Source organism: Streptomyces hyderabadensis (genome assembly GCF_020404845.1).
In the GTDB taxonomy this organism is placed as follows: Bacteria; Actinomycetota; Actinomycetes; order Streptomycetales; family Streptomycetaceae; genus Streptomyces; species Streptomyces hyderabadensis.
In genome coordinates this window covers 15152-36412 of sequence record NZ_JAIOJZ010000063.1, presented here as the reverse complement: position 1 = coordinate 36412, position 21261 = coordinate 15152, and the positions used below count along the sequence as shown (strand labels likewise).

The following is a 21261-nucleotide window of genomic DNA, read 5'->3' as shown; positions in this document are numbered from 1 at the left end:
AACCGATTCCGCGCCGTTCCGAGGACGAACACCCCCCGGCGCGGCCCCGACCCACAAACCACGCACCGCGCTACGCGCACCCCCACCAAACCCGCACAGGCGCCGCAGGCATAGCGCACCCCCACCCACCCCCCACAGGCCGCCGCAGGCACCCCGCGCAACCGCCGGAGGCACCCCGCATCCGAGTGGGCGCACGCGCCACACCCCCGCTCCCTATGCGAGGTTTGTCTGATTAGCGCGTATCGTCGCCCCATGCCCACGCCTTACGGACCCCGCGGCGGCATGGCGTTCGGTGCTCAGGAGCTGCGCGTGCTCCGGCGAGCCCTCGCCCTCGCCCTGAACCCCAGCCCGGCCTCCGCCCAGGAGGCCCAGGACTGCCTCCAGCTCGCAGAGTCGCTGGACGAGGCGATGCGGGAGGCTGCCCGGCACCGCACCTTCCTGCTGGCCGACCTGGCCCGATACCGCGCCGCCCTCCCCGGCACCGCCGCCGGCTACCTCGCACTCCTGGACGAGGCGCTGGGCGCCGGCCACCGCCCCGGCGCGGACGACCTCGCCGCCCTGGGCGCCCTGCGCGGCAACCCGGCCGCGGCCGCCCTCCTGGCCCGCTGCCACCCCGCGCTCCCCGCCGCCCGCACCCGCCTCCACGCCGTCCCCGGCGGCCGGCAGCCGGACAAGGACCCCGCGCGCAAGCCCGCCCCGAAACCGTCCCCCCGGCCCGCCCCGGCCGCCCCGGCCACGCCCAAGCGCCCGGTCCCCACCCCCGGCGAGGTCTTCCCGCGCCGCAAACCGGCCCCGCCGGCGCCACCCGCCCCGGACTCCCGGCACCACCTCGCGGCCGGCTGACGGCGCCTGGCTACCCTGGTGCCATGGACTACGTCTCCGCGCTCCTGCCCCCGGCCGTCATGGCCGTCTTCTTCATCGGCGTGATCCGGGTGATCGTGAAGACCCAGGGCGGCGCCAACAAGGCCAAGGAGGACGCGGTCGTCGACGCCACCCTCGCGCGGGCGGAGGGCGCCCGGCAGGCGTCCCCGCACCCCAAGGCCTGACGCCACCCGAACGACCCGACCGAACCCGGACGGCCGACCGCACCCCGGACGGCCGACCGCACCCGGACGGCCGACCCCGCGTACGGCTCCCACCCCAGGAGCCGTACGCCCCTTTTGCGCCCGTTTTCCGACGAATGCGCACGTCCGGCACGCGATCGTCCCGATCTCCCACTATCGTTCGAAGCGTGCCTCGCCCATTGGGAGAACTCGAAGACGCGGTCATGACGAGGGTGTGGAAGTGGAACCGCCCCGTGACCGTTCGAGAAGTCCTGGAAGACCTGCAACAGGAACGGTCGATCGCGTACACCACCGTGATGACCGTTTTGGACAATCTCCATCAGAAGGGCTGGGTGCGCCGCGAGTCCGAAGGCCGCGCCTATCGATATGAGGCGGTCTCCACTCGCGCCGCCTACGCGGCCGCCCTCATGAACGACGCCTGGTCCCAGAGCGACAACCCGGCCGCGGCCCTCGTCGCCTTCTTCGGCATGATGAGCGAGGAACAGCGCCAGGCACTCGGAGACGCCATCCGCATCGTGCAGGGACCGGAAACCCCGGCGCCGGGACCCGGCGCGGTACCGGAGGGCGGCGAGCGATAGCGTCCCCCCATGCCAAATGCCATCAGCGTCCGGCGCGCCCGCACCAGGGATGTCCCGGACGTACGCCGGCTCCTCGACGCGTACGTGCGCGACCGCATCCTGCTCGACAAAGCGATGGTGACGCTTTACGAGAGCATCCAGGAGTTCTGGGTCGCGGAACGGGACGACAACGCCGAGGTGGTCGGCTGCGGTGCGCTGCACGTGATGTGGGAAGACCTCGCGGAAGTGCGGACTCTCGCGGTGAAGCCCGGTCTGAAGGGCGCGGGCGTCGGCCACAAGCTGCTGGAGAAGTTGCTGGACACGGCCCGCTGGCTCGGTGTTCGCCGCGTTTTCTGTCTCACCTTCGAAGTGGACTTCTTCGGCAAGCACGGCTTCGTGGAGATCGGGGAGACGCCGGTCGACACCGATGTGTACGCGGAGCTGCTGCGTTCCTATGACGAGGGTGTTGCGGAGTTCCTGGGGCTCGAACGAGTGAAACCGAACACCTTGGGCAACAGCCGGATGCTTCTGCATCTGTGATCGCCGGACAGCGCTAGGCAACCACGGCCCTTCCCGACCCTTCCTTGCCCTTCCCGGTCCGGTCCCGGTCCTTCCCTGCCCTTCGCCTCCCTTGGCAGTCCATCGTGGCGCTTCGCGGCCCAAGGTTTATTCCGGAGACGTGCCCTTCACGGGTTCCCGCCCGGTTCCCTATGTCCGAAACGCGCATGTTTCCGGCCCGGAGTGGGGCTACCGGTCTCCGCCGGGGGTTTGTGTTTTTCCGGCAAAAGCGGTTTGCTTTCCGGCGTACTGCAGTACTGCATATAACAAGGGGCGGCGATACGGCGGACGCCGACGGACTCCGGCCCCCAAGTTATCGATGAAAGGAAATCCGGTGGCACAGAAGGTTCAGGTCCTTCTTGTCGACGACCTCGACGGCGGCGAGGCAGACGAGACCGTGACGTTCGCACTGGACGGCAAGACCTACGAGATCGACCTCACCACCGCCAACGCGGACAAGCTCCGGGGTCTTCTCGACCCGTACCTGAAGGGTGGCCGTCGCACCGGGGGCCGTGCCTCGGGCGGTCGCGGCAAGGCGCGCGCCGCTTCCGGCGGCAGCCAGGACACCGCGGCGATCCGCGCCTGGGCGAAGGAGAACGGCTGGGACGTCAACGACCGCGGTCGTGTCCCCGCGAAGGTCCGCGAGGCGTACGAGCAGGCCAACGGCTGATCATCCGACCCGCGCCACGGGCCGCTCCCGCGGTGGGCCGCTCGCGGCGAGCCGGAAGCGGTGGCACTGCGTGGCCAGCGTGTGGACCAGCCGGGCGAGATCGAGGGCGGTCCCGGTACACCCGGGGACCGACAGCGCCGGCAGCGAGGACCCCACCTCGCACCCCGGCTCCGGGGGTCGCAGCCAGACGGCGGCCCCTCGCAGGCCGTCGCGCTCCGGGGGACGCGGCGGCAGCCCGGGAGGCGGTCCGGCCGGGCCGGGCCGCGGGACGAGGGGCGCGTCCATGAGGCCGCCCGCCCCGACGGCCCGCAGGTCGAGCCCCAGTGAACCCCACTCCAGCCACTCCAGCAGCCCGGGCAGCTCCTCCGCGGCACCGGCCGCCACGAGCAGCAGCATCCGCTCGCCCTGGACGGCCACCGGAAACCCCGGCACCGGCGCACCCGCACCGCCCCGCCCGGCGTGCCCCGCACACCTCACCCGGTCCACCCGCTCCAGCGTCGCGTACCCCGCGCCGGCCGGCACGTCCAGGACGTCGAAGCACACGCCCGTGCGCAGCCGCACCGGTTCCCCGGGCGCGGTCGGCCACCCGAGTGCGCTCTCGTACCACCACCGCACCCGCTCGCACGCCGAGCCGCCGTCCCCGGTGGGCCGACGGGGCGACGGCACGACGGGGGACACGGAGGTGACGGGAGCTGCCGGAGCGGCAGGAGACGCGGAAGCGACGGGGACCGGGTCTGGGGCGCCAACCATGCCAAGTGCAACCGTCCGAAGAGCCCTCGGGTTACGCTGGGTGGCGATTCGAATGCGCAGAGTGCTGAAAGAGGGCGGGAAGAGGGGGCGTGCGGGGGTGCGGGGAGGCACAAGGTTGTTCGCCCGTAGCGGAGGGAACCGGTGCGCGCGGCATGGAGTGTCCGTCCCCGCGGGTAAGACATCCCTAGTGGGAGGGGGCGACATGCAGATCGGGCCGTCTCGCGTTCGCCATCGGCGTACTGGCGAGTGGGGTAAGTGCCTGGCCTGCGGGAACATCGTCTCGCACCATCGGGTTGTGGCAGATGTCGGCGTCAGGGGTCAGGAGGCCATCGACGGTGTCGGCAGTTGGAATGAGCGGTCCCCGCTTGCGGGACTAAGCTGCGGAAGGACAGGGAGGGGAAGTTCCCCCCACTGCCTGACCGCTCTGAGGAGCGATTAACGATGTTCGAGAGGTTCACCGACCGCGCGCGGCGGGTTGTCGTCCTGGCTCAGGAAGAAGCCCGGATGCTCAACCACAACTACATCGGCACCGAGCACATCCTCCTGGGCCTGATCCACGAGGGTGAGGGTGTCGCCGCCAAGGCCCTTGAGAGCCTCGGGATTTCGCTCGAGGCGGTCCGCCAGCAGGTGGAGGAGATCATCGGCCAGGGCCAGCAGGCCCCGTCCGGCCACATCCCCTTCACCCCCCGTGCCAAGAAGGTCCTGGAGCTGTCGCTCCGCGAGGCCCTCCAGCTGGGTCACAACTACATCGGTACGGAGCACATCCTGCTCGGCCTGATCCGCGAGGGCGAGGGCGTCGCCGCCCAGGTCCTGGTCAAGCTGGGCGCAGATCTGAACCGGGTGCGGCAGCAGGTCATCCAGCTGCTCTCCGGCTACCAGGGCAAGGAGACCGCCACCGCCGGCGGTCCTGCGGAGGGCACGCCTTCCACGTCCCTGGTCCTCGACCAGTTCGGCCGGAACCTCACCCAGGCCGCTCGTGAGTCCAAGCTCGACCCGGTCATCGGGCGCGAGAAGGAGATCGAGCGGGTCATGCAGGTGCTGTCCCGCCGTACGAAGAACAACCCGGTGCTCATCGGTGAGCCCGGCGTCGGCAAGACCGCCGTCGTCGAGGGCCTCGCGCAGGCCATCGTCAAGGGCGAGGTGCCCGAGACCCTCAAGGACAAGCACCTCTACACCCTGGACCTCGGCGCGCTGGTCGCCGGCTCCCGCTACCGCGGTGACTTCGAGGAGCGCCTGAAGAAGGTGCTCAAGGAGATCCGCACCCGCGGCGACATCATCCTGTTCATCGACGAGCTGCACACGCTGGTCGGTGCGGGTGCCGCCGAGGGCGCCATCGACGCCGCGAGCATCCTCAAGCCGATGCTGGCCCGCGGTGAGCTGCAGACCATCGGTGCGACCACGCTGGACGAGTACCGCAAGCACCTGGAGAAGGACGCGGCCCTGGAGCGCCGCTTCCAGCCCATCCAGGTCGCGGAGCCGTCGCTGCCGCACACGATCGAGATCCTCAAGGGCCTGCGCGACCGCTACGAGGCCCACCACCGCGTCTCCATCACGGACGAGGCCCTGGTCCAGGCGGCGACGCTGGCCGACCGCTACATCTCGGACCGCTTCCTTCCGGACAAGGCGATCGACCTGATCGACGAGGCCGGCTCCCGGATGCGCATCCGCCGGATGACCGCGCCGCCGGACCTGCGCGAGTTCGACGAGAAGATCGCCGGCGTCCGCCGCGACAAGGAGTCCGCGATCGACTCGCAGGACTTCGAGAAGGCCGCCTCCCTGCGCGACAAGGAGAAGCAGCTCCTGGCCGCCAAGGCCAAGCGGGAGAAGGAGTGGAAGGCCGGCGACATGGACGTCGTCGCCGAGGTCGACGGCGAGCTGATCGCCGAGGTCCTCGCCACGGCGACGGGCATCCCGGTCTTCAAGCTCACGGAGGAGGAGTCGTCCCGCCTGCTGCGCATGGAGGACGAGCTCCACAAGCGGGTCATCGGCCAGGTCGACGCCGTCAAGGCGCTGTCCAAGGCGATCCGCCGTACCCGTGCCGGTCTGAAGGATCCGAAGCGTCCCGGTGGCTCGTTCATCTTCGCCGGTCCGTCCGGTGTCGGTAAGACCGAGCTGTCCAAGGCGCTGGCCGAGTTCCTCTTCGGGGACGAGGACGCGCTGATCTCCCTCGACATGTCGGAGTTCAGCGAGAAGCACACGGTCTCGCGCCTCTTCGGTTCGCCCCCCGGTTACGTGGGCTACGAGGAGGGCGGCCAGCTGACGGAGAAGGTCCGCCGCAAGCCGTTCTCGGTCGTCCTCTTCGACGAGGTCGAGAAGGCCCACCCGGACATCTTCAACAGCCTGCTGCAGATCCTGGAGGACGGTCGCCTGACCGACTCCCAGGGCCGGGTCGTGGACTTCAAGAACACGGTCATCATCATGACGACCAACCTCGGCACCCGGGACATCTCCAAGGGCTTCAACCTCGGCTTCGCCGCCGCGGGTGACACGAAGTCCAACTACGAGCGCATGAAGAACAAGGTCCAGGACGAGCTGAAGCAGCACTTCCGGCCCGAGTTCCTCAACCGTGTCGACGACGTCGTCGTCTTCCCGCAGCTCAGCCAGGACGACATCCTGCGGATCGTCGACCTGATGATCCAGAAGGTGGACGAGCGCCTCAAGGACCGGGACATGGGCATCGAGCTGTCCCAGTCCGCCAAGGAGCTGCTGTCCAAGAAGGGCTACGACCCGGTGCTGGGCGCGCGTCCGCTGCGCCGCACGATCCAGCGCGAGGTCGAGGACACGCTGTCGGAGAAGATCCTCTTCGGCGAGCTGCGTCCCGGTCACATCGTGGTCGTGGACACCGAGGGCGAGGGCGACGCCAAGACCTTCACCTTCCGGGGTGAGGAGAAGTCGGCCCTCCCCGACGTCCCGCCGATCGAGCAGGCGGCCGGCGGCGCGGGCCCGAACCTGAGCAAGGAGGCGTAGCCCTCCGGGGGTGAGCCTGGAAGGGGGCTGCCCGGGACTCCGGTCCCGGGCAGCCCCCTTCGCCGTGCCGCGTCAGCGTTCGTCCACGGTCACTTCGGCGTCGGGGAAGAGGGCGGCGTAGGGGGCGGGGTTGAAGCGGGCGCCGGGGGCCGTGTGCAGGGTGACCTGGCGCACACGGGGGAGCCGAACCGGAAGGGTGGACATGTCCTCGTCCCCCTCGAAGGCCGCGACGTGCAGCTCGGTGACCGAAGGGAGAACCGTGACCGGTCCGAGGCCGCCGCGAAGCAGCGACGTGTTCAGGCGCAGGTCCGTCAGCAGGGGCAGCCGGGCCACCTCCGACCAGTCCTCCGCGTCGAGCGGGGCGGTCGGGGCGAGACTGAGCCGCGTCAGGGTCTGCCAGTGGGACAGGCCGCGCAGCCCGGTGCCGTCGATGGCTGTGTGCCCGAGGTAGAGGAAGTCGAAGGGCGCGTGCCGGGGGAGGGCGTCCGTGAGCCGGGAACCGGGGAGCGTCTGCGCGACGGACAGCAGACTGAGCGACTGCAACTCACGCAGAGCAGACAGGTCGCCCATCCTTCTGATGAGCAGTTCCTCGATCGGCAGCCCCGCCAGTCCGCCGAGATTCCGGGCCGCACCGCAGCCGACGAGTTGCAGGCGCTGCAGGGAGCGCAGGGGCGCCAGCTCGGCCAGATCGGTCACCTCGGGGTTGTCGGTCAGGGCCAGCTCCCGCACGACGCCCGGATCAAGCACCCCGACGATCTCGGACACCGGGTGCGGACCGCGGAAGCTCAGGCGGCTCCACGGCCGCATCTCCGCGAGGACCGCGTACTGCGCCGGAGTCGTACAGGTCAGGAAGAGGTTCGCCCGGTCCAGGTGGTCCAGCACCGCCGCAGCGTACTCCCGTGCCTCGAACCGGCCCCAGGTTCCGGCCAGCTGCCGCCGCACGTCGAGGTCGGGATGGTCCCGGAACCGGCGCAGCACCGCCAGGGCCCCGACCGGTTCGTGCGCCGCCAGCAGCGAGGCCGTCACCGTCACGCCGTGGGCCTCCGCGTCCGTCAGCCCCTGGGGTCCCGGCAGCAGCTCCAGCACCAGCGGCCCCGCCTCGGCCAGCGCCCTCGCGTCCCTCTTCGACCCCGGCGGGACCAGTTCCCCCGCTCGTGCCTCCACCTCTTTGCGCACCAGCGGGTCCAGCGCGGTCGCGTGCTCCAGACAGGCGAGCCCGAGCAGGGTGAGCCGAGGGGTGTCCTCCGCCAGCAGGCGCCGCAGCAGCATCGCCCGCTCGCCGGTGCGGGCATGGGCCACCGCCATGCGGATGACGTCCTCCCACTGGGTGTGGCCCGCGTGGCCCGCGATGACATCGAGGTGGCCCTCCTCGACCGCGTACCGCGCACCCAGGTAGTCCTGGAAGGTGCGGTGGACGAAGTCGAGGGTGCCGTCCCCGGGCTGCCGCAGCAGCCCGCTGCGCAGGACCAGCGCCCGCAGGACCGTCGCAGCGTCGCCCTGCCCCGCCGCCGAGGCCACCGACGGAAGCGCCCGCGCCACGATGCCCTCGGCCGTCTCCATCGCCATCTCGGTGCGCCCGCTCAGCACCAGCGCGTACGCCAGCCGCTGCAGCAGCTCCAGTTGGGCCTCCTCGCCCAGCTCCACCGCCTCCATGCCCCGTTCCCGGTCCCGGCGGGCGAGCAGCATCGTCAGGGCGGCGTCGTACAACTCCTTGCGGCCGGTGGGGAGGTAGCCCCGGCGTTCCCGGTGCAGGGCGCAGATCAGGCCGCACATCAGCGGGTTGGTGGCGAGCCGGGCCAGGTCGCGCTTGGTGCGCAGGGAGTCCAGCAGCCGGGTCTCGAACTCGGGTGCCTCCGCGGCCGCGTGCCAGCGCCGTACGAAGGTCGCGACGTCGGGCTCCCGCATCGGGGTGAGGGACAGCTCCCAAAAGCCCTCGGCGGCCAGCCAGTCGGGGCGTACGGCGGTGGGGCGGGAGGTGAGCAGCCAGCGGTTGCCGGGGAAGGCGCGGATCAGGGCGAGGAGCCAGTCGCGGGTGCGGTGCCGTTCCGCGGCCGGGATCTCGTCCAGGCCGTCGACGAGGACCAGTCCCCGGCCGGCGCCCAGCACCCGTTCCGCCCAGCCCTCCGGAGGGGTGAGCGGGCAGCCGACGGCGGTCAGGAAGGCGGCGGGGGAGGGCAGTGTGCCCGCACGGGTCAGGGTGCGCAGCGGCAGGACGTACGGGACCCGGTCCCCGTCCCGCGCGGCGGTCACCGCCAGCCACTGCACCAGCGTCGTCTTGCCGGAGCCCGCGTCGCCGCGCAGCAGTACCCGGTCGTGGGCGGTCAGCGCGGCCTCGGCGGGGAGACGGACGGTGCGTTCCGGATCGGCCGGCTCATCCGGGAGCGCGGTCCGATCACCGTCCGCGGTCGCCTCCAGGCTCAGGTAGGCGACCTCCAGCGGCCACCGGTCCGGCGAGTCGCGCAGGTCGATGCCGTAGATGGTGATGCGGTTGTGCCGGTCCGCGACGTACGGCAGGTACCGGCGTTCGAACGCCGTGTCCCGGGCGTCCGGCCGGGGGACGCGGCTGATCAGCTCGTCGACCTTGGCGATCAGCTCGGCCTGGCCCCGGGTCTGGGCGACCAGGGTGCGGGCGACGAAGGTGGAGCGCCGGGTGAAGAACTCCAGGACGTGCAGGCAGGCCCATTCGGTCGCCGAGTCGAGGAAGTAGCGGGCGTCGGTGGAGAGCCCGTTTCCGGACCCGGCCGCCTGCCGGCGCAGCCGGGCGGCCAGCTCGCCGTGCCCGAGGCGCACCGCCTGCACGTCGTCCATGTCCAGGTCGCCCAGGGCGAGGAGCCGCGCCGCCAGGGCGTCGGTGACGGCCTCGGTCTCATCGAGAGGGAAGGGCGGCTCGCCGGGGGAGTCCAGGGAGCCCGCCACCAGCTTCCCGGCCAGCCCCCGTACCTCCTTCGGGCCCAGCCTGCGCCGCTCGCCCCGGAAGGAGACCAGGCGGTCCAGCCGGACCGGCCGGTCGGCCAGCCCGGCGCCCGGGCCGCCGGTAACGAACAGCTTCTTCACCAGCGGGGCGACCAGGCTGGAGGCCAACTTTCCGCCGAGTACCGCTGGTTCCATGCGCCACCCCCGTGGTCGTCGGTCGACGAGGGGAGCCTAACGGGCGTCAGGACAGCTGACCGTCGTAGTCCGGGAGCTTGAAGGTCCGCTCGGCGTGGCCGCCCGACAGGTCGGTGGCGCTGTTGCCGATGTTCGCGATGATCGTGTAGCCCTGTGACTCGATCTCGGTCCGCTGTTCGGTCTTGTACTGGGCGACGTCCTTGAACAGGTCGAGGAAGCCGCGGACGTAGAGACCGGAGGACTCGTAACCGGCGTGGGCGAGGTTCCACTCGGTGGGCGCCTCGATGATGCCGGGGCGGGCGGTCACGAAGAACAGGGCGACGCCGTGCTCCTGGGCGTACTCGGCGGCCTCCAGGACCGGACGGTTGGCGGGCTGGGGGTAGCTGAAGCCGAAGTCGGTCTCCAGGGAGGTGTTGTCGATGTCGAGGACGATCGCCTGCTTCTCGCCGGGCGCCGCGTCGGCGATCCGGTCCTTCAGGTACGGCAGCGCCGCGTCCATCACGGCCCGGCAGTCCCGCTGCCAGGTGTCGTAGTCGACGTCGGCGGTCGCGGCGGCCGTCACCGTCGCGGGCCGCGTCTCGGCCGGGGCGGCGACGGACGGCGTGACCGTGGCGACGAGTGCCGCCGCGGTGACGGCGGACGCCGCGGCGACACGCGCCCACGTACGACGGGGAGTCTGTCCGGTCTGGTCGGTCATGGGGGGTGGGGTCCTCTCATGCCTGCGCGGATGCCTGACGGCAAAGTTGTCGCGTGCATGTTCGCCCCGGCAAGTGGCCGTACGGCAACGATTGGGTTACTGAGCAGTAGTCAGCGCCCTGACCTGCGCGTCGACGTCCGCATCCGCGCGCACCTCTGCCTCCGTGCCCGCCTCCGCCTCCGCGCCTACGCCGTGATCTCCACCCCGTCCGGCACGTTCCGCACCCGCGGCAGCCGGGGGTTGACCCGCAGCACCCGCAGCCGGGGGAAGCCCGCGAGCCACGAGACGTCCGTGTCGGGCAGCTCCGCGTTCAGCCACAGGTGGGTCAGCTGGTCGGTCAGCAGTCCCGCCAGCAGCTCCTCGGCCCGCATCACCCCGGCCACCTGGATCCGCGGCCGCCCGCCCAGCTCCCGCAGGGCCGCCAGCTCGGCCGTGTCGGAGACCGGGAAGTAGAGGCCGTCCGGGTCCAGGTGGGCGATGATCTCCTGGGCGTACCGCTCGGTGTCGAAGTGCCGCCAGCCCCGGGCCAGTTCGGTGCGCACCGGCAGCGCGGACCGGGAGCGCAGCCGGACCAGGTAGTCGATGGCGGCGTCGTCCTGGACGCGGGTCGCGGTGCAGGCGAGCAGCAGGGCCTGCCGGTCGTCGGGGACCTGGCCCGGGTCGGGCAGCAGTTCCAGGACGATGGGGCCGACCCAGCCGAGGCCCCGGGCGGCCAGCTCCGTCGTCGGGCGGACCAGGTTCTTGGTGCGGTCGTGGACGAGGCGCTGGACGGCCGGATCGAGTTCGGTGACGTGGTCCAGGCAGGCCGCGGCCATCAGCCGCCGGTGGTTGATCTGCGGGCGGCGCAGCCCGGGGGCGGGCGCCAGCAGCCGTTCCAGGAACTGGGCGCACTCCTCGGGGCGGGCGTGGGCGGCAGCCATGCGGATGACCTCCTCCCACTCGGACTGGTGGGCGTGGTCCACCAGCGTGGGGAAGCGGCCGCGGGCGACGATCTCCTTGGCGGCCAGGTAGTCCTGGAAGGTGCGGTGGACGAAGTCGACCGACTCGCCCGACCGTTCGCGCAGCAGGCCGGTGCGGTGCAGCAGGTGGCGGAAGATCGTCGCGCCGTCCCCCTGGGCGCGGGCGGCGGGCATCGCGGGCAGCGCGGCGTCCAGGATGCCGACCGCCCGCTCGCGGGTCAGCTCGGAGGCGTCCTGCTCCAGCATGGCGTGGGCCAGCTTCTGCAACAGCCGTTCCCGGGTGCTCTGCTGGAGCCGCACGTCGTCGGCGTACAGCACGTCCCGTTCGGGGTCGCGGCGCTGGAGCAGCATCTCCAGGGCGGCGTCGTACAGCTCCTTGCGGCCGCTGGGCAGGGAGCCCGCCCGGTCGCGGTTCAGGGCGCAGATCAGGCCGCACATCAGGGGGTTGGTGGCGAGCTGGCGCAGCTCGCGGTAGATCCGTACGGAGTGCAGCAGCCGCTGTTCGTACTCGTCCAGCGTGCGGCGCTCCCGCTCCCGCTCGCGCGGCCCGGGGGAGCGGGTCTGCTCGTCGAGGCGGGCCGCCGAGTGCCAGTCCCGGATGAAGCGGGTCACCTGGTCCCGTGACATGGGCGCCAGCGACAGCTCGACGAAGTCCTCCTCGGCGAGGCCGCCCCCCGACAGCCAGCCGTCCGAGACCGCGGAGGGCCGGGAGGTGACCAGGCAGCCGTTGCCGGAGAAGACGCGCAGCAGCCGGCGGAGCCGGTCGCGCAGCTCGCCGCGGGTCTTCTCCGGCGCCTCGTCGATGCCGTCGACCAGCAGCAGCGCCCGGCCCGCGAGCAGGGTGCGCACCACCCAGCCCTCCGGAGCCCGGTCGGCGAGCGGGTGCCGGACCGCGTGCAGGAAGTCGTCCGGGGCCGGGAAGCCCTCGCGGGCGAACCGGCGCACCGGGAGCACGAAGGGGACCCGGGAGCCCTCGCGGGCGGCGGCCACGGCCAGCCACTGCACCAGGGTCGTCTTGCCCGAGCCGGCGCCGCCGCGCAGCAGGACCCGTTCGTGGTCGACCAGGGCGCGGTCCGCGAGCAGCACGGTGCGCTGCTCGTCCTCGGCGCCGGCCACGCCGCCGCTGCGTTCCTCCGCCTCCAGGCTCAGGTAGGTCTCCTCCAGCGGCCAACGGTCGGGCGCGTTGGGGAAGTCCACGCCGACGATGGTCAGCCAGCCGTGCCGCCGGGCGACCCACCGGGCGTACTCGGTCTCGAACGCCACGTCCTCGTCGGGCCGTTCGGTCTGGCGGGCCGCCGCCTCGGCGTCGCCCTGGTCGACCAGCTGGGCGATCCGGCTGGCCCGCCCCGGCAGTTGCCGCTGGAGGTAGGCGGAGCGCCGCACCAGGTGGTGCAGGACGTGCAGGCACACCGAGACCAGCAGCGCGTCGTGGAACCAGGCCGCGTCCGGCGACAGCTCCCGGTCGGCGCCCTGCACCGCGCCCCGCAGCCGCCGCGCGTAGTCCTGCGGGCCCAGCCGTACGGCGTCGGCGTCGGTGACGTCGACCTCGGCGATGGCGAGCAGGGTGCGGGCCAGGACGTCGACGACCGGGGCCAGTTCGGCGGTGGGCGCGGCGTGCCGCTCGGCGGCGAGGTGCACCAGGTCGGCGGCGGTGCGGTGGACGTCGTCCGCCGTGGCCGTGGCCCTGGCGCCGCGCCAGGTGACGAGGCCGGGGACCGGCTCGGAGAACACCGGTGGCCGGGCGGGGTCGCGGAAGAGCCGGTGGACGAGGGGCGCGGCGAGACGGGAGGGCGTGCGGACGACGGCATCCATGAAGGTGGGTTACCCCTAAAGGCCTATAGGTAGGTGCGCTCTGCGTACGACGGGGTCTCGAACTCCTCCACCCAGGCCGGGACCTGCCCGGCCACGGACCGGTCCACGTCCGTGCCCACGTAGAGGGACCTCAGGCGGGGGAAGGCGGACAGCCAGGACAGCCCCTCGACCGGGTGCGGTGCGTCGAGTGCCAGGTGGGTGAGCCGCTCGGGCACGATCAGGGCGGTCAGGTCCTCGACCCGGTAGGAGCCGCGGATCGTCAGGCGCCGCCAGCCGCCCAGCGGGACGAGGGTGCGCAGGTCCTCGGGGGTGTGCACCACGAGGTAGGACTGGTAGGTCAGGTGGGAGAGGATCTCCTGCGCGTACCTGGCCCGGTCGAAGCGGTCCCAGGCGCCGGCCAGGGCCCGCTGGACGTCCTCGGCGGGGTGGTCCCGGAAGCGGCTCAGGAAGTGCAGCGCCGCCTCGGTGCCGACCTCGATCGCGGTCTGCACGGTCAGGTACGCCGTCGGCTCGTCGACGCCGTCCGGGCCGGGCAGCATGCCCAGCACCAGGTCGCCCCCGGCCTGCGCGACCTCGACCGCCGCCTCCAGGCCGGCCGGCGGGACGAGGGCCGCCAGCCCCTCCTCCACCCGCTCGCGCACCCCCGGCTCCACCTCCGCCGCGTACCGCAGCCCGGCCGCCGCGAGCAGCGTGGCGCGCGGGGTGCCCGGCTCCAGCAGCCGGCGCAGCATGTACTCCGCCTCCTTGGGCCGGGCGTGCGCGAGGGCGAGCAGGATCACGTCCTCCCACTCGTCCCGGTGGGCGTGGTCGACCAGCAGGTCGAAGTCCATCTCCTGCACGGCCAGCCGTGCGCCCAGGTAGTCCTGGAAGGTGCGGTGCAGGAAGTCGACCCGCCCCTCGGCGGGCTCGCGCAGCAGCCCGGAGCGCAGCAGCAGCGCGTCGTAGACCTGCTGGTCGTCGACCCCGGCCAGGTTCAGCGCGGGCAGGGCGCGGCCGATGATCCGCAGTGCCTCGCCGCGGTCCAGTTCCGCCCGGCCGTTGCGGATCAGCCACCACGCCAGCTTCTGCAGCAGCTGCACCTGGGTCGCGTACGGCAGCGCGGCCCCGGCGGGGGAGTGCAGTTCCCGCTCGCGGTCCCGGCGTTCGAGGAGCATGGTCAGCGCCGCCTCGTACAGGGACCGGCGGTCCTGCGGGAGGAAGCCGCGCCGGTCCCGGTGCAGGGCGCACAGCATGCCGCACATGAGGGGGTTGGTGGCGAGGCGGTTCAGTTCCGAGGTGGTGCGCACGGACTGGCGCAGCGCCTCGCCGACCGACTCCTCGGCACCGGCGGCCCGGTGCCAGCGCCGTATGAAGGTGTCGACCTCCGTACGCCCCATCCGGGCGAGGTCCAGTTCGTGGAAGCCCTCGGCGGCGAGCCAGTCCTGGGGTACGGCCGAGGGGCGCGAGGTGACCAGCCACAGGTTGCCCGGAAAGGCCCGGACCAGTTCGCGCAGCCAGCGGCGGACGGCGGCACGGCGGTCGTCCGCGATCTCGTCGATGCCGTCGACCAGCAGGACCCCGCGCTGGGCCCGCAGGACGCGCTCGGCCCAGCCGGGCGGCTGCTCGCCCGCCACGGGGGCGCCGACCGCGCGGAGGAAGTCCCCGGGCAGCGGCAGCTCGGCACCCGGCCGCACGATCCGGCGCATCGGCAGCACGAACGGCACCCGCCCGATCAGGTGGGGCATCCCGTGGTCGTAGACCCGGCTGGAGGCGGTGACCGCCAGCCACTGCACGAGGGTGGTCTTGCCGGAGCCGGCGACGCCGCGCAGGAACACCTGGTCGTGGCCGGCGAGCACCTGCTCGGCGGAGAGGCGGAGCGGTCCGGCGCCGGCGGGGCCGCGCGGTCCCGGCCGCGTCGCCTCCAGGCTCAGGTACGCCGTGTCCAGCGGCCACTCCCGGGTCCCGGCGTCCAGGCCGTAGATGGTGAGAGTGCCGTACCGGGCGGCGACGTGGTCCGCGTACCGCTCCTCGAACCCGGCGTCCTCGGCCGACTGGGACGGCAGCCGCTCCAGCAGGACGTCGACGGCCTGCACCAGCCGGGCCAGCTGCTGGCTCTGGACGGTCTGCCGGCGGGCCACGTAGGTGGAGCGCTGGGTGAGGAAGTTCAGGATGTGCAGCGAGGCGGTGTGCAGCAGCCGCTCGTACAGCAGCGTGCCGCCCTCGCCGAGCCCGTACGGGGCCAGCGGCACGCCCGCGCCCAGCTCGCGGGCGAAGCGCTCGGGGCCGAGTCCGACGGCCTCGTAGTCCTCGACGGTGATCTCGCCGAGCCGGGCGAGCGTGTGGGCCAGGGCGTCCTTGACGGCCGTCGCCTCGGCGGCGTCGACGGGCGCCTCGCCGGGGCCTGCCGCGCTCAGCGCCCTGCGGACCAGCTCCGAGGCGATCTTGTCGACGTCCTTGGGCGTGACGCTCCGCTTCTCGCCCCGGAAGGACACCAGCGCCGATATCCGCACCGGCCGGTCCACCAGGCCCGCTCCCGGCCCGTCCCGGACGAAGAGCCGGCGGACGAGCGGTGCGACCGCGCTGGAGGCGACCCGGGCCCCGAGTGCTGTGACGTCGACCATGCTCCGAGCCTAGGTGAACCCCCTTGTGCGGGGGGTGGGTTAGCCGGGACGGGAGTAGCCCGGGTCACATTCACCGGCCCTTCGATCATGGCCGCCGGTGATGTGCCGCACAGGCCGATTGCCGTGTACTACGGGGAATAGTGGCCGCCACAAGAACTACGAAAACGGACATACCGGAGCGGATGGCGGAGGGGTTTCCAGGGCTCTGAGCTGGTTTTGTCCAAAATGGCCGCTCTGGTGTGAGTCATGAAGTTTCACGCTGAAGTACTAAATAGCGTCGTAGGTCACACCTTTGTGCGGTTCGGGGTCGGCGGGTTACCAAGGTTGAGCCCGCCCGGTGAGCGCCTGGTGCGTCCCGCAGGTGGGCATTCCTCTGCACCCGTCCCCATGAGGTTCGAATGTTCCCGCGTGTCACGTCCCGTTCTTCCCGTACGACCATCCGCACCCGCGCCGCGGTGATGGCCGCCGGCCTCGGAGCCTCGGTCGCACTGGGAGCCGGGGTCGCGGCCGCCACCGGCACCACGGCGGCCTCCAGCACCAACGCCGCCGCGAGCGCCGTAGAGGCCCAGGCCGCGGCGCAGGCCAAGGCGGCGAAGGCCGAGAAGGCCGCCGCGAGCGCCAAGAAGACCGTCACCGCCAAGAAGACGGCCACCAAGAAGAAGGCCGCATCCTGGGTCGACCCGGTCAAGAAGTACACCCTGAGCGCCAGCTTCGCCCAGAACGGCGGCATGTGGGCGCACAAGCACAGCGGCCAGGACTTCGCCGTGCCGATCGGCACCAACGTCGTCGCCGCCCACGGCGGCACCGTGGTCAAGGCCGGCGGCAACGGCGCCGGTGACGGTCCCGCCTACGGCAACGCGATCGTCATCAAGCACGGCAACGGCACGTACTCCCAGTACGCGCACCTGTCCAAGATCAACGTGAAGATCGGCCAGGTCGTGAAGACCGGCCAGTCGATCGCCAAGTCCGGCAACACCGGCAACTCCAGCGGTCCGCACCTGCACTTCGAGATCCGGACGACCCCGAACTACGGCTCGGCCGTCGACCCGGTCGCCTTCCTGAAGTCCAAGGGCGTGACCGTCTGATCAGCGGGACTGCCCGCCCGCCGCTCCCCGGTGGGCCTGGGTGACCAGATCGATGGCGACCTCGAGAACGGCAGCACGCTGTTCCTCGGGGTCGCCTTCGAGGTCCCGGAGCACGAACATCCCGGCGTGCAGCGTGAACAGCGCGGTGATGCAGCGGACCTGGTCGACCATGTCCGCCTCGGGATCCATGAGGATGTCGCGCAGGCCGAACATCCGCGTCTTGAACAGCTCGCCGATGCGCAGGTCCCGCACCGTCGCCTGGTTCTCCTGCATGAAGCGGAACAGCGGCGCCGCACCGGCCAGTGCCTGGCTGTAGCGGCGGATGATCTCCTGCTTCGTCTCCAGGGTGTGCGGCTGCTCCCGCCCCCAGGCGATCAGGTCCTCCAGCGGCCGGGAGAGATCCTCGAAGATGCTGACGAGGATCTCTTCCTTCGTCTTGAAGTGGTAGTAGAGCGCGGCCTTGGTGACGTCCAGGCGCTCGGCGATCTCGCGCAGGGAGGTCTTCTCGTACCCCTGCTCCGCGAAGAGCTCGAGTGCCACGTCCTGGATGCGCTGGCGGGTGTCCCCGCGGCGTCGCTGCTGCTTGGTGCCGTCCATTGTGCCGCCCATCCTCCTACGCACCTCCTGCCCCGCGCACTTTCCGAAAAACTTACTTGACGCCCGGCTAGTTACGCTACTACCTTCCCCAGTGTAGACAGCTTGCCGGGCGGCAAGTAAGTGGCAAGTGGCACAGCGGTAGCTGGGGGAGTAGGAGAGATGGCCGGTAAGACGGAGGCGGCGGCCGGGGCCGACGCCGGGAAACAGCCGAGGAGCGTGCGGGTCGTCCTGCTCGCCCTCATGATCGCGATGATGCTCGCGATGCTCGACAACATGATCATCGGCACCGCGATGCCGACGATCGTGGGTGAGCTGGGCGGCCTGGAGCACCTGTCCTGGGTCGTCACCGCCTACACCCTGGCGACCGCGGCCGCCACCCCGCTCTGGGGCAAGCTCGGCGACATGTACGGGCGCAAGGGCTCGTTCATGACGTCGATCGTGATCTTCCTGGTCGGCTCCGCGCTCAGCGGCATGGCCCAGGACATGGGCCAGCTCATCGGCTTCCGCGCGATCCAGGGCCTGGGCGCCGGCGGTCTGATGGTCGGCGTCATGGCCATCATCGGCGACCTAATACCGCCCAGGGAGCGCGGCAAGTACCAGGGCATGATGGCCGCCGTCATGGCGCTGGCGATGATCGGCGGACCGCTGGTCGGCGGCACCATCACCGACCACTGGGGCTGGCGCTGGTCCTTCTACATCAACCTGCCGCTCGGCCTGGTCGCGCTGGTCGCCATCAGCGCCGTGCTGCACCTGCCGAAGAAGCGCAGCGAGGCCCGGATCGACTACCTGGGCGCCGCGCTGCTGACCATCGGCATCACCTCCATCGTGCTCGTCACCACCTGGGGCGGCACCGAGTACGCCTGGACCTCCGCGCGGATCATGGAGCTGATCGGCATCGGCGTGGCCGCGCTGATCGGGTTCGTGTTCTGGCAGACCCGGGCGGCGGAGCCGATCGTGCCGCTGCACATCTTCCGCAGCCGCAACTTCACGCTGATGTCCGTCATCGGCTTCATCGTCGGCTTCGTGATGTTCGGCGCCACCCTCTTCCTGCCGCTGTACCAGCAGGCGGTGCAGGGCGCGTCCGCCACCAACTCCGGACTGCTGCTCCTGCCCATGCTGGGCGCGATGCTCGTCACCTCGATGGTCGCCGGGCGGGTCACCACCAACACCGGGCGCTACAAGATCTTCCCGGTGGCGGGCGGTGTGTTCATGACGGTCGGCCTGTTCCTGCTGTCGACCATGGACACCGACACCACGCGCTTCACCTCCGGCCTGTACATGGCCGTCGTCGGGCTCGGCATGGGCTGCCTGATGCAGATCACCATGCTGGTGGCGCAGAACAGCGTGGAGATGAAGGACATGGGCGTCGCGTCCTCCTCCACCACCCTCTTCCGCACCCTCGGCTCGTCCTTCGGCGTCGCGATCATGGGCGCCCTGTTCAACCACCGCGTCCAGGACGTCATGGCCGAGCGGGCCGCGGGATCGGGCGCCAAGGCGACGGAGCAGTCGGCGACGCTCACCGCGGACGCGCTGAAGGCGCTCCCGGCGGCGGTCCGCGACGCCTACCAGCACGCGGTGTCCGCCGGTACGCACGGCGCGTTCCTGCTCGGCTCCGTGGTAGCGATCATCGCGCTGGTCGCGGCGGTCTTCGTGAAGGAGGTCCCGCTCAAGGGCGCGGGCCCGAAGGCGGCCGACGCCCCGGCCGACGGCGACGACGGCACGGCCACGGCGAAGGCACCGGTGGCCGAGTCGGTCTGACCTCGCGGCGGCCCGCCTGCCCCCTCACCAGGCCCCCGGACGGCTTCGGCCGCCCGGGGGCCTTCCTCGTCCGCTGTGCCGACGCACTCGAACCACACCGTCTTGCCCCGCCCGTCCGGGTACGGCGTGACGCCCCACCGGTCGGCCACCGCGGCGACGATCACCAGCCCGCGCCCGCCCTCACCCAGCGCGTCGGCGGCCCCGGGAACCGGCAGTTCCGGGCACCCGTCGGCGACCTCCACGCGCACCCCGCCCGGCCGCAGCAGGAAGCACACGCGGCCGCGCCGTCCGGGCACGTGCCGTACGACGTTGGCGACCAGCTCCGTGAGCGCCAGCTCGGCGGCGTCGGACACCTCGGCCAACCCGGAGCGCACGAGGTAGAGCCGCAGCACGCGGCGCAGATGGCGGGCCGAGTGCGCGCCCATGGCGAACTCGGCGTGGTACTGGCTGTCAATGTCCGCCGCCTGCGGACCGGTTGCGTGATTCACGCCACAACTCTGTGACGTGGTGCGTACGCTCGACTACGCAATGAAACGAACGCCGTGAGGTGTTGCCGTCCGTAGTCCCGCAGCCCCGGAGTGAGGTGCCGCAGTGGCCAACGTCCAGTCCCTCGACCCGACCGCGTCCCCGCTCGACTACTACGGCTGGGAGCTGCGCCGCCAGCGCGAGGCGCACGGCCTCAAACAGGGCCAGCTCGGCGACATCATCTTCTGCACCGGCTCCCTGGTCGGCCAGATCGAGACCACGAAGAAGGTCCCGACGCGGGACTTCTCCGAGCGGGTGGACGCGGCGCTGGGCACGGACGGTCTGTTCTCCCGGCTGATCGGCCTGGTGCTGCGCAGCCAACTCCCCACGTGGTTCCAGCCGTACGCGGAGATGGAGGCGAAGGCGGCGTACATCTCGACGTACCAGGCACAGCTGGTCTACGGGCTGTTGCAGACGGAGGAGTACGCGAGGGCGGTGTTGGCCACGGGTAAGCCAGGGCAGCTCGACAGCTTGCTCGCCGCTCGAATGGAACGCCAGCGCATCCTCGCCTGGGAGAAACCCCCCGTGGCCTTGGTGATTCTGGACGAGGCTGTGCTGCACCGGCCCGTCGGTGGCGACGACGTGATGAGGCGCCAACTGGCCCACCTGTTGGAGTTCACCAACCATCGCTGGATGCGCATTCAGGTGCTGCCGCTGTCCAGTGGTGAACACCCGGGTCTGGCCGGAGCCTTCAACATCCTGCGCTTCGAGGACCACCCGGACGTCTTCTATACCGAGGACATGATGTCCGGCCACATGACGGCCAACCCGGAGACCATCAAAGAGGCCAGCCTCAATTACGCTCACTTGCAAGCGGACGCCCTCTCCGTGAAGGACTCGGCGACGCTGATCGCCCGCGTAATGGAGGAACGCTATGCAGACCGGACCGAGCGAGACCCAGTGGCGTAAGTCCAGTTACAGCGGGCCCAACGGCGGAGACTGCGTCGAGGTCGCCGACAACTGCCCCACCGGCGCCGTCCCCGTCCGGGACAGCAAGAACCCGGCCGGTCCGGTCGTTACCGTCGGGGCCGGTGCCTGGCAGTCCTTCGTCGACGGCCTGCGGTAAGCGCACCGCACCGCACCGCACCGCATCGCCCGCTACTGCTCACCCCGTTCCGCCTGCCGGGCGAGGAACTCCTCGAACGCCGCCTTCTGCTTGGGGTCCATGAAGCCCTGGCGGACATTGCGGGCCTGCTCCTCCAGCCAGTGCGCCTCCGCGGGGTCGAGCAGTTCCGCGACCACCACGCCGTCGCGGGCCACCGCCGTACGTCCGCCGACGCGACGGCGGAAGAACGTGAAGGGGCCGAACTCCTCGGGGTGCGCCAGCTCGGGCCCCTCCGCCCGGTCGCCCGCCGGGTAGGCGGTGGGGGCCCAGTGCTCCCAGAGCGCCAGCGTCGCCGCGGGGACCAGCACCCCGTGCAGCAGGGGCCGCCCTCCCTCCCACGCGAACGTGACCGTGACCGGCTCACCGACCGTCTCGGCCATCCCCAGCACCCGCTCCACCTCGTCGTTGGCGGGGAAACTGACCTCTGCCTCGATGCGTATGCCCATGGC

Annotated in this window: 17 protein-coding genes and 1 pseudogene; 10 read left to right on the top strand and 8 right to left on the bottom strand. The window is 71.5% G+C overall.

The window, feature by feature from the left end; genetic code table 11:
• Window positions 1-252: 252 nt before the first annotated feature.
• The 5 genes from K7854_RS32460 to K7854_RS32440 all read left to right on the top strand — a co-directional run bounded on the left by K7854_RS32460 (window position 253) and on the right by K7854_RS32440 (window position 2849).
• Window positions 253-843 (top strand): hypothetical protein, encoded by a 591-nt coding sequence (locus K7854_RS32460; protein WP_226030138.1) that lies wholly within the window; start codon window positions 253-255, stop codon window positions 841-843.
• A 23-nt stretch (window positions 844-866) separates the two neighbouring features.
• Window positions 867-1046, top strand: a complete 180-nt coding sequence (locus tag K7854_RS32455; protein ID WP_226030137.1) for a hypothetical protein — start codon at window positions 867-869, stop codon at window positions 1044-1046.
• 197 nt (window positions 1047-1243) lie between these two features.
• On the top strand, window positions 1244-1642 hold the full coding sequence (locus K7854_RS32450) for a BlaI/MecI/CopY family transcriptional regulator (RefSeq protein ID WP_372481100.1): 399 nt from the start codon (window positions 1244-1246) through the stop codon (window positions 1640-1642).
• Between the two features lie 9 nt (window positions 1643-1651).
• A complete protein-coding gene (locus tag K7854_RS32445) occupies window positions 1652-2161 on the top strand; it encodes an amino-acid N-acetyltransferase (protein WP_061443278.1) in 510 nt (169 codons plus the stop codon).
• Window positions 2162-2513: 352 nt separating this feature from the next.
• Window positions 2514-2849, top strand: coding sequence for a histone-like nucleoid-structuring protein Lsr2 (locus K7854_RS32440; protein ID WP_003975458.1), 336 nt, complete (start codon window positions 2514-2516; stop codon window positions 2847-2849).
• Here the strand turns inward: K7854_RS32440 and K7854_RS32435 are convergent, their stop codons facing one another.
• Window positions 2850-3599, bottom strand: coding sequence for an SCO3374 family protein (locus tag K7854_RS32435; protein ID WP_226030135.1), 750 nt, complete (start codon window positions 3597-3599; stop codon window positions 2850-2852).
• Window positions 3600-4040: 441 nt separating this feature from the next.
• On the opposite strand from K7854_RS32435, the gene K7854_RS32430 reads away from it, so the two are divergent.
• Window positions 4041-6566 (top strand): ATP-dependent Clp protease ATP-binding subunit, encoded by a 2526-nt coding sequence (locus tag K7854_RS32430; RefSeq protein ID WP_087807976.1) that lies wholly within the window; start codon window positions 4041-4043, stop codon window positions 6564-6566.
• A gap of 72 nt (window positions 6567-6638) precedes the next feature.
• Here K7854_RS32430 and K7854_RS32425 read toward each other — a convergent pair whose 3' ends face one another.
• From K7854_RS32425 to K7854_RS32410, 4 genes are all read right to left on the bottom strand, one after another.
• Window positions 6639-9674 carry an NACHT domain-containing protein gene (locus tag K7854_RS32425; RefSeq protein WP_226030134.1) on the bottom strand — a complete coding sequence of 1012 codons (3036 nt, stop codon included), beginning with the start codon at window positions 9672-9674 and terminating at the stop codon, window positions 6639-6641.
• 46 nt (window positions 9675-9720) lie between these two features.
• Window positions 9721-10371 carry an HAD family acid phosphatase gene (locus tag K7854_RS32420; protein ID WP_226030133.1) on the bottom strand — a complete coding sequence of 217 codons (651 nt, stop codon included), beginning with the start codon at window positions 10369-10371 and terminating at the stop codon, window positions 9721-9723.
• A 185-nt stretch (window positions 10372-10556) separates the two neighbouring features.
• Window positions 10557-13142 (bottom strand): NACHT domain-containing protein, encoded by a 2586-nt coding sequence (locus K7854_RS32415; RefSeq protein WP_226030132.1) that lies wholly within the window; start codon window positions 13140-13142, stop codon window positions 10557-10559.
• 23 nt (window positions 13143-13165) lie between these two features.
• The gene (locus K7854_RS32410) at window positions 13166-15742 is read right to left on the bottom strand and encodes an NACHT domain-containing protein (protein ID WP_226030131.1); all 2577 of its coding nucleotides are present in this window, start codon (window positions 15740-15742) and stop codon (window positions 13166-13168) included.
• Window positions 15743-16140: 398 nt separating this feature from the next.
• Here K7854_RS32410 and K7854_RS32405 point away from each other — a divergent pair, with 398 nt between their 5' ends.
• Window positions 16141-16827 carry a M23 family metallopeptidase gene (locus K7854_RS32405; protein ID WP_226030130.1) on the top strand — a complete coding sequence of 229 codons (687 nt, stop codon included), beginning with the start codon at window positions 16141-16143 and terminating at the stop codon, window positions 16825-16827.
• Here K7854_RS32405 and K7854_RS32400 read toward each other — a convergent pair whose 3' ends face one another.
• Window positions 16828-17436, bottom strand: coding sequence for a TetR/AcrR family transcriptional regulator (locus tag K7854_RS32400; RefSeq protein WP_226030129.1), 609 nt, complete (start codon window positions 17434-17436; stop codon window positions 16828-16830).
• Window positions 17437-17583: 147 nt separating this feature from the next.
• Between K7854_RS32400 and K7854_RS32395 the strand changes: the two genes are divergently transcribed.
• Complete coding sequence (locus K7854_RS32395) at window positions 17584-19182, top strand: MDR family MFS transporter (protein WP_226030128.1); 1599 nt, start codon at window positions 17584-17586, stop codon at window positions 19180-19182.
• A 71-nt stretch (window positions 19183-19253) separates the two neighbouring features.
• On the opposite strand, the pseudogene K7854_RS32390 reads toward K7854_RS32395, so the two are convergent.
• Window positions 19254-19607 (bottom strand): annotated as a pseudogene (locus K7854_RS32390) (ATP-binding protein); the annotation flags it as partial.
• Window positions 19608-19773: 166 nt separating this feature from the next.
• Between K7854_RS32390 and K7854_RS32385 the strand changes: the two are divergent.
• Together K7854_RS32385 and K7854_RS32380 are read left to right on the top strand one after the other, a co-directional pair.
• Window positions 19774-20616, top strand: coding sequence for a helix-turn-helix domain-containing protein (locus K7854_RS32385; protein ID WP_226030127.1), 843 nt, complete (start codon window positions 19774-19776; stop codon window positions 20614-20616).
• Window positions 20582-20773 (top strand): DUF397 domain-containing protein, encoded by a 192-nt coding sequence (locus K7854_RS32380; protein WP_226030126.1) that lies wholly within the window; start codon window positions 20582-20584, stop codon window positions 20771-20773. The genes K7854_RS32385 and K7854_RS32380 overlap by 35 nt, the downstream gene beginning before the upstream one ends.
• A 32-nt stretch (window positions 20774-20805) precedes the next feature.
• Here the strand turns inward: K7854_RS32380 and K7854_RS32375 are convergent, their stop codons facing one another.
• On the bottom strand, window positions 20806-21258 hold the full coding sequence (locus K7854_RS32375) for a hypothetical protein (protein WP_226030125.1): 453 nt from the start codon (window positions 21256-21258) through the stop codon (window positions 20806-20808).
• Between the last annotated feature and the right edge of the window lie 3 nt (window positions 21259-21261).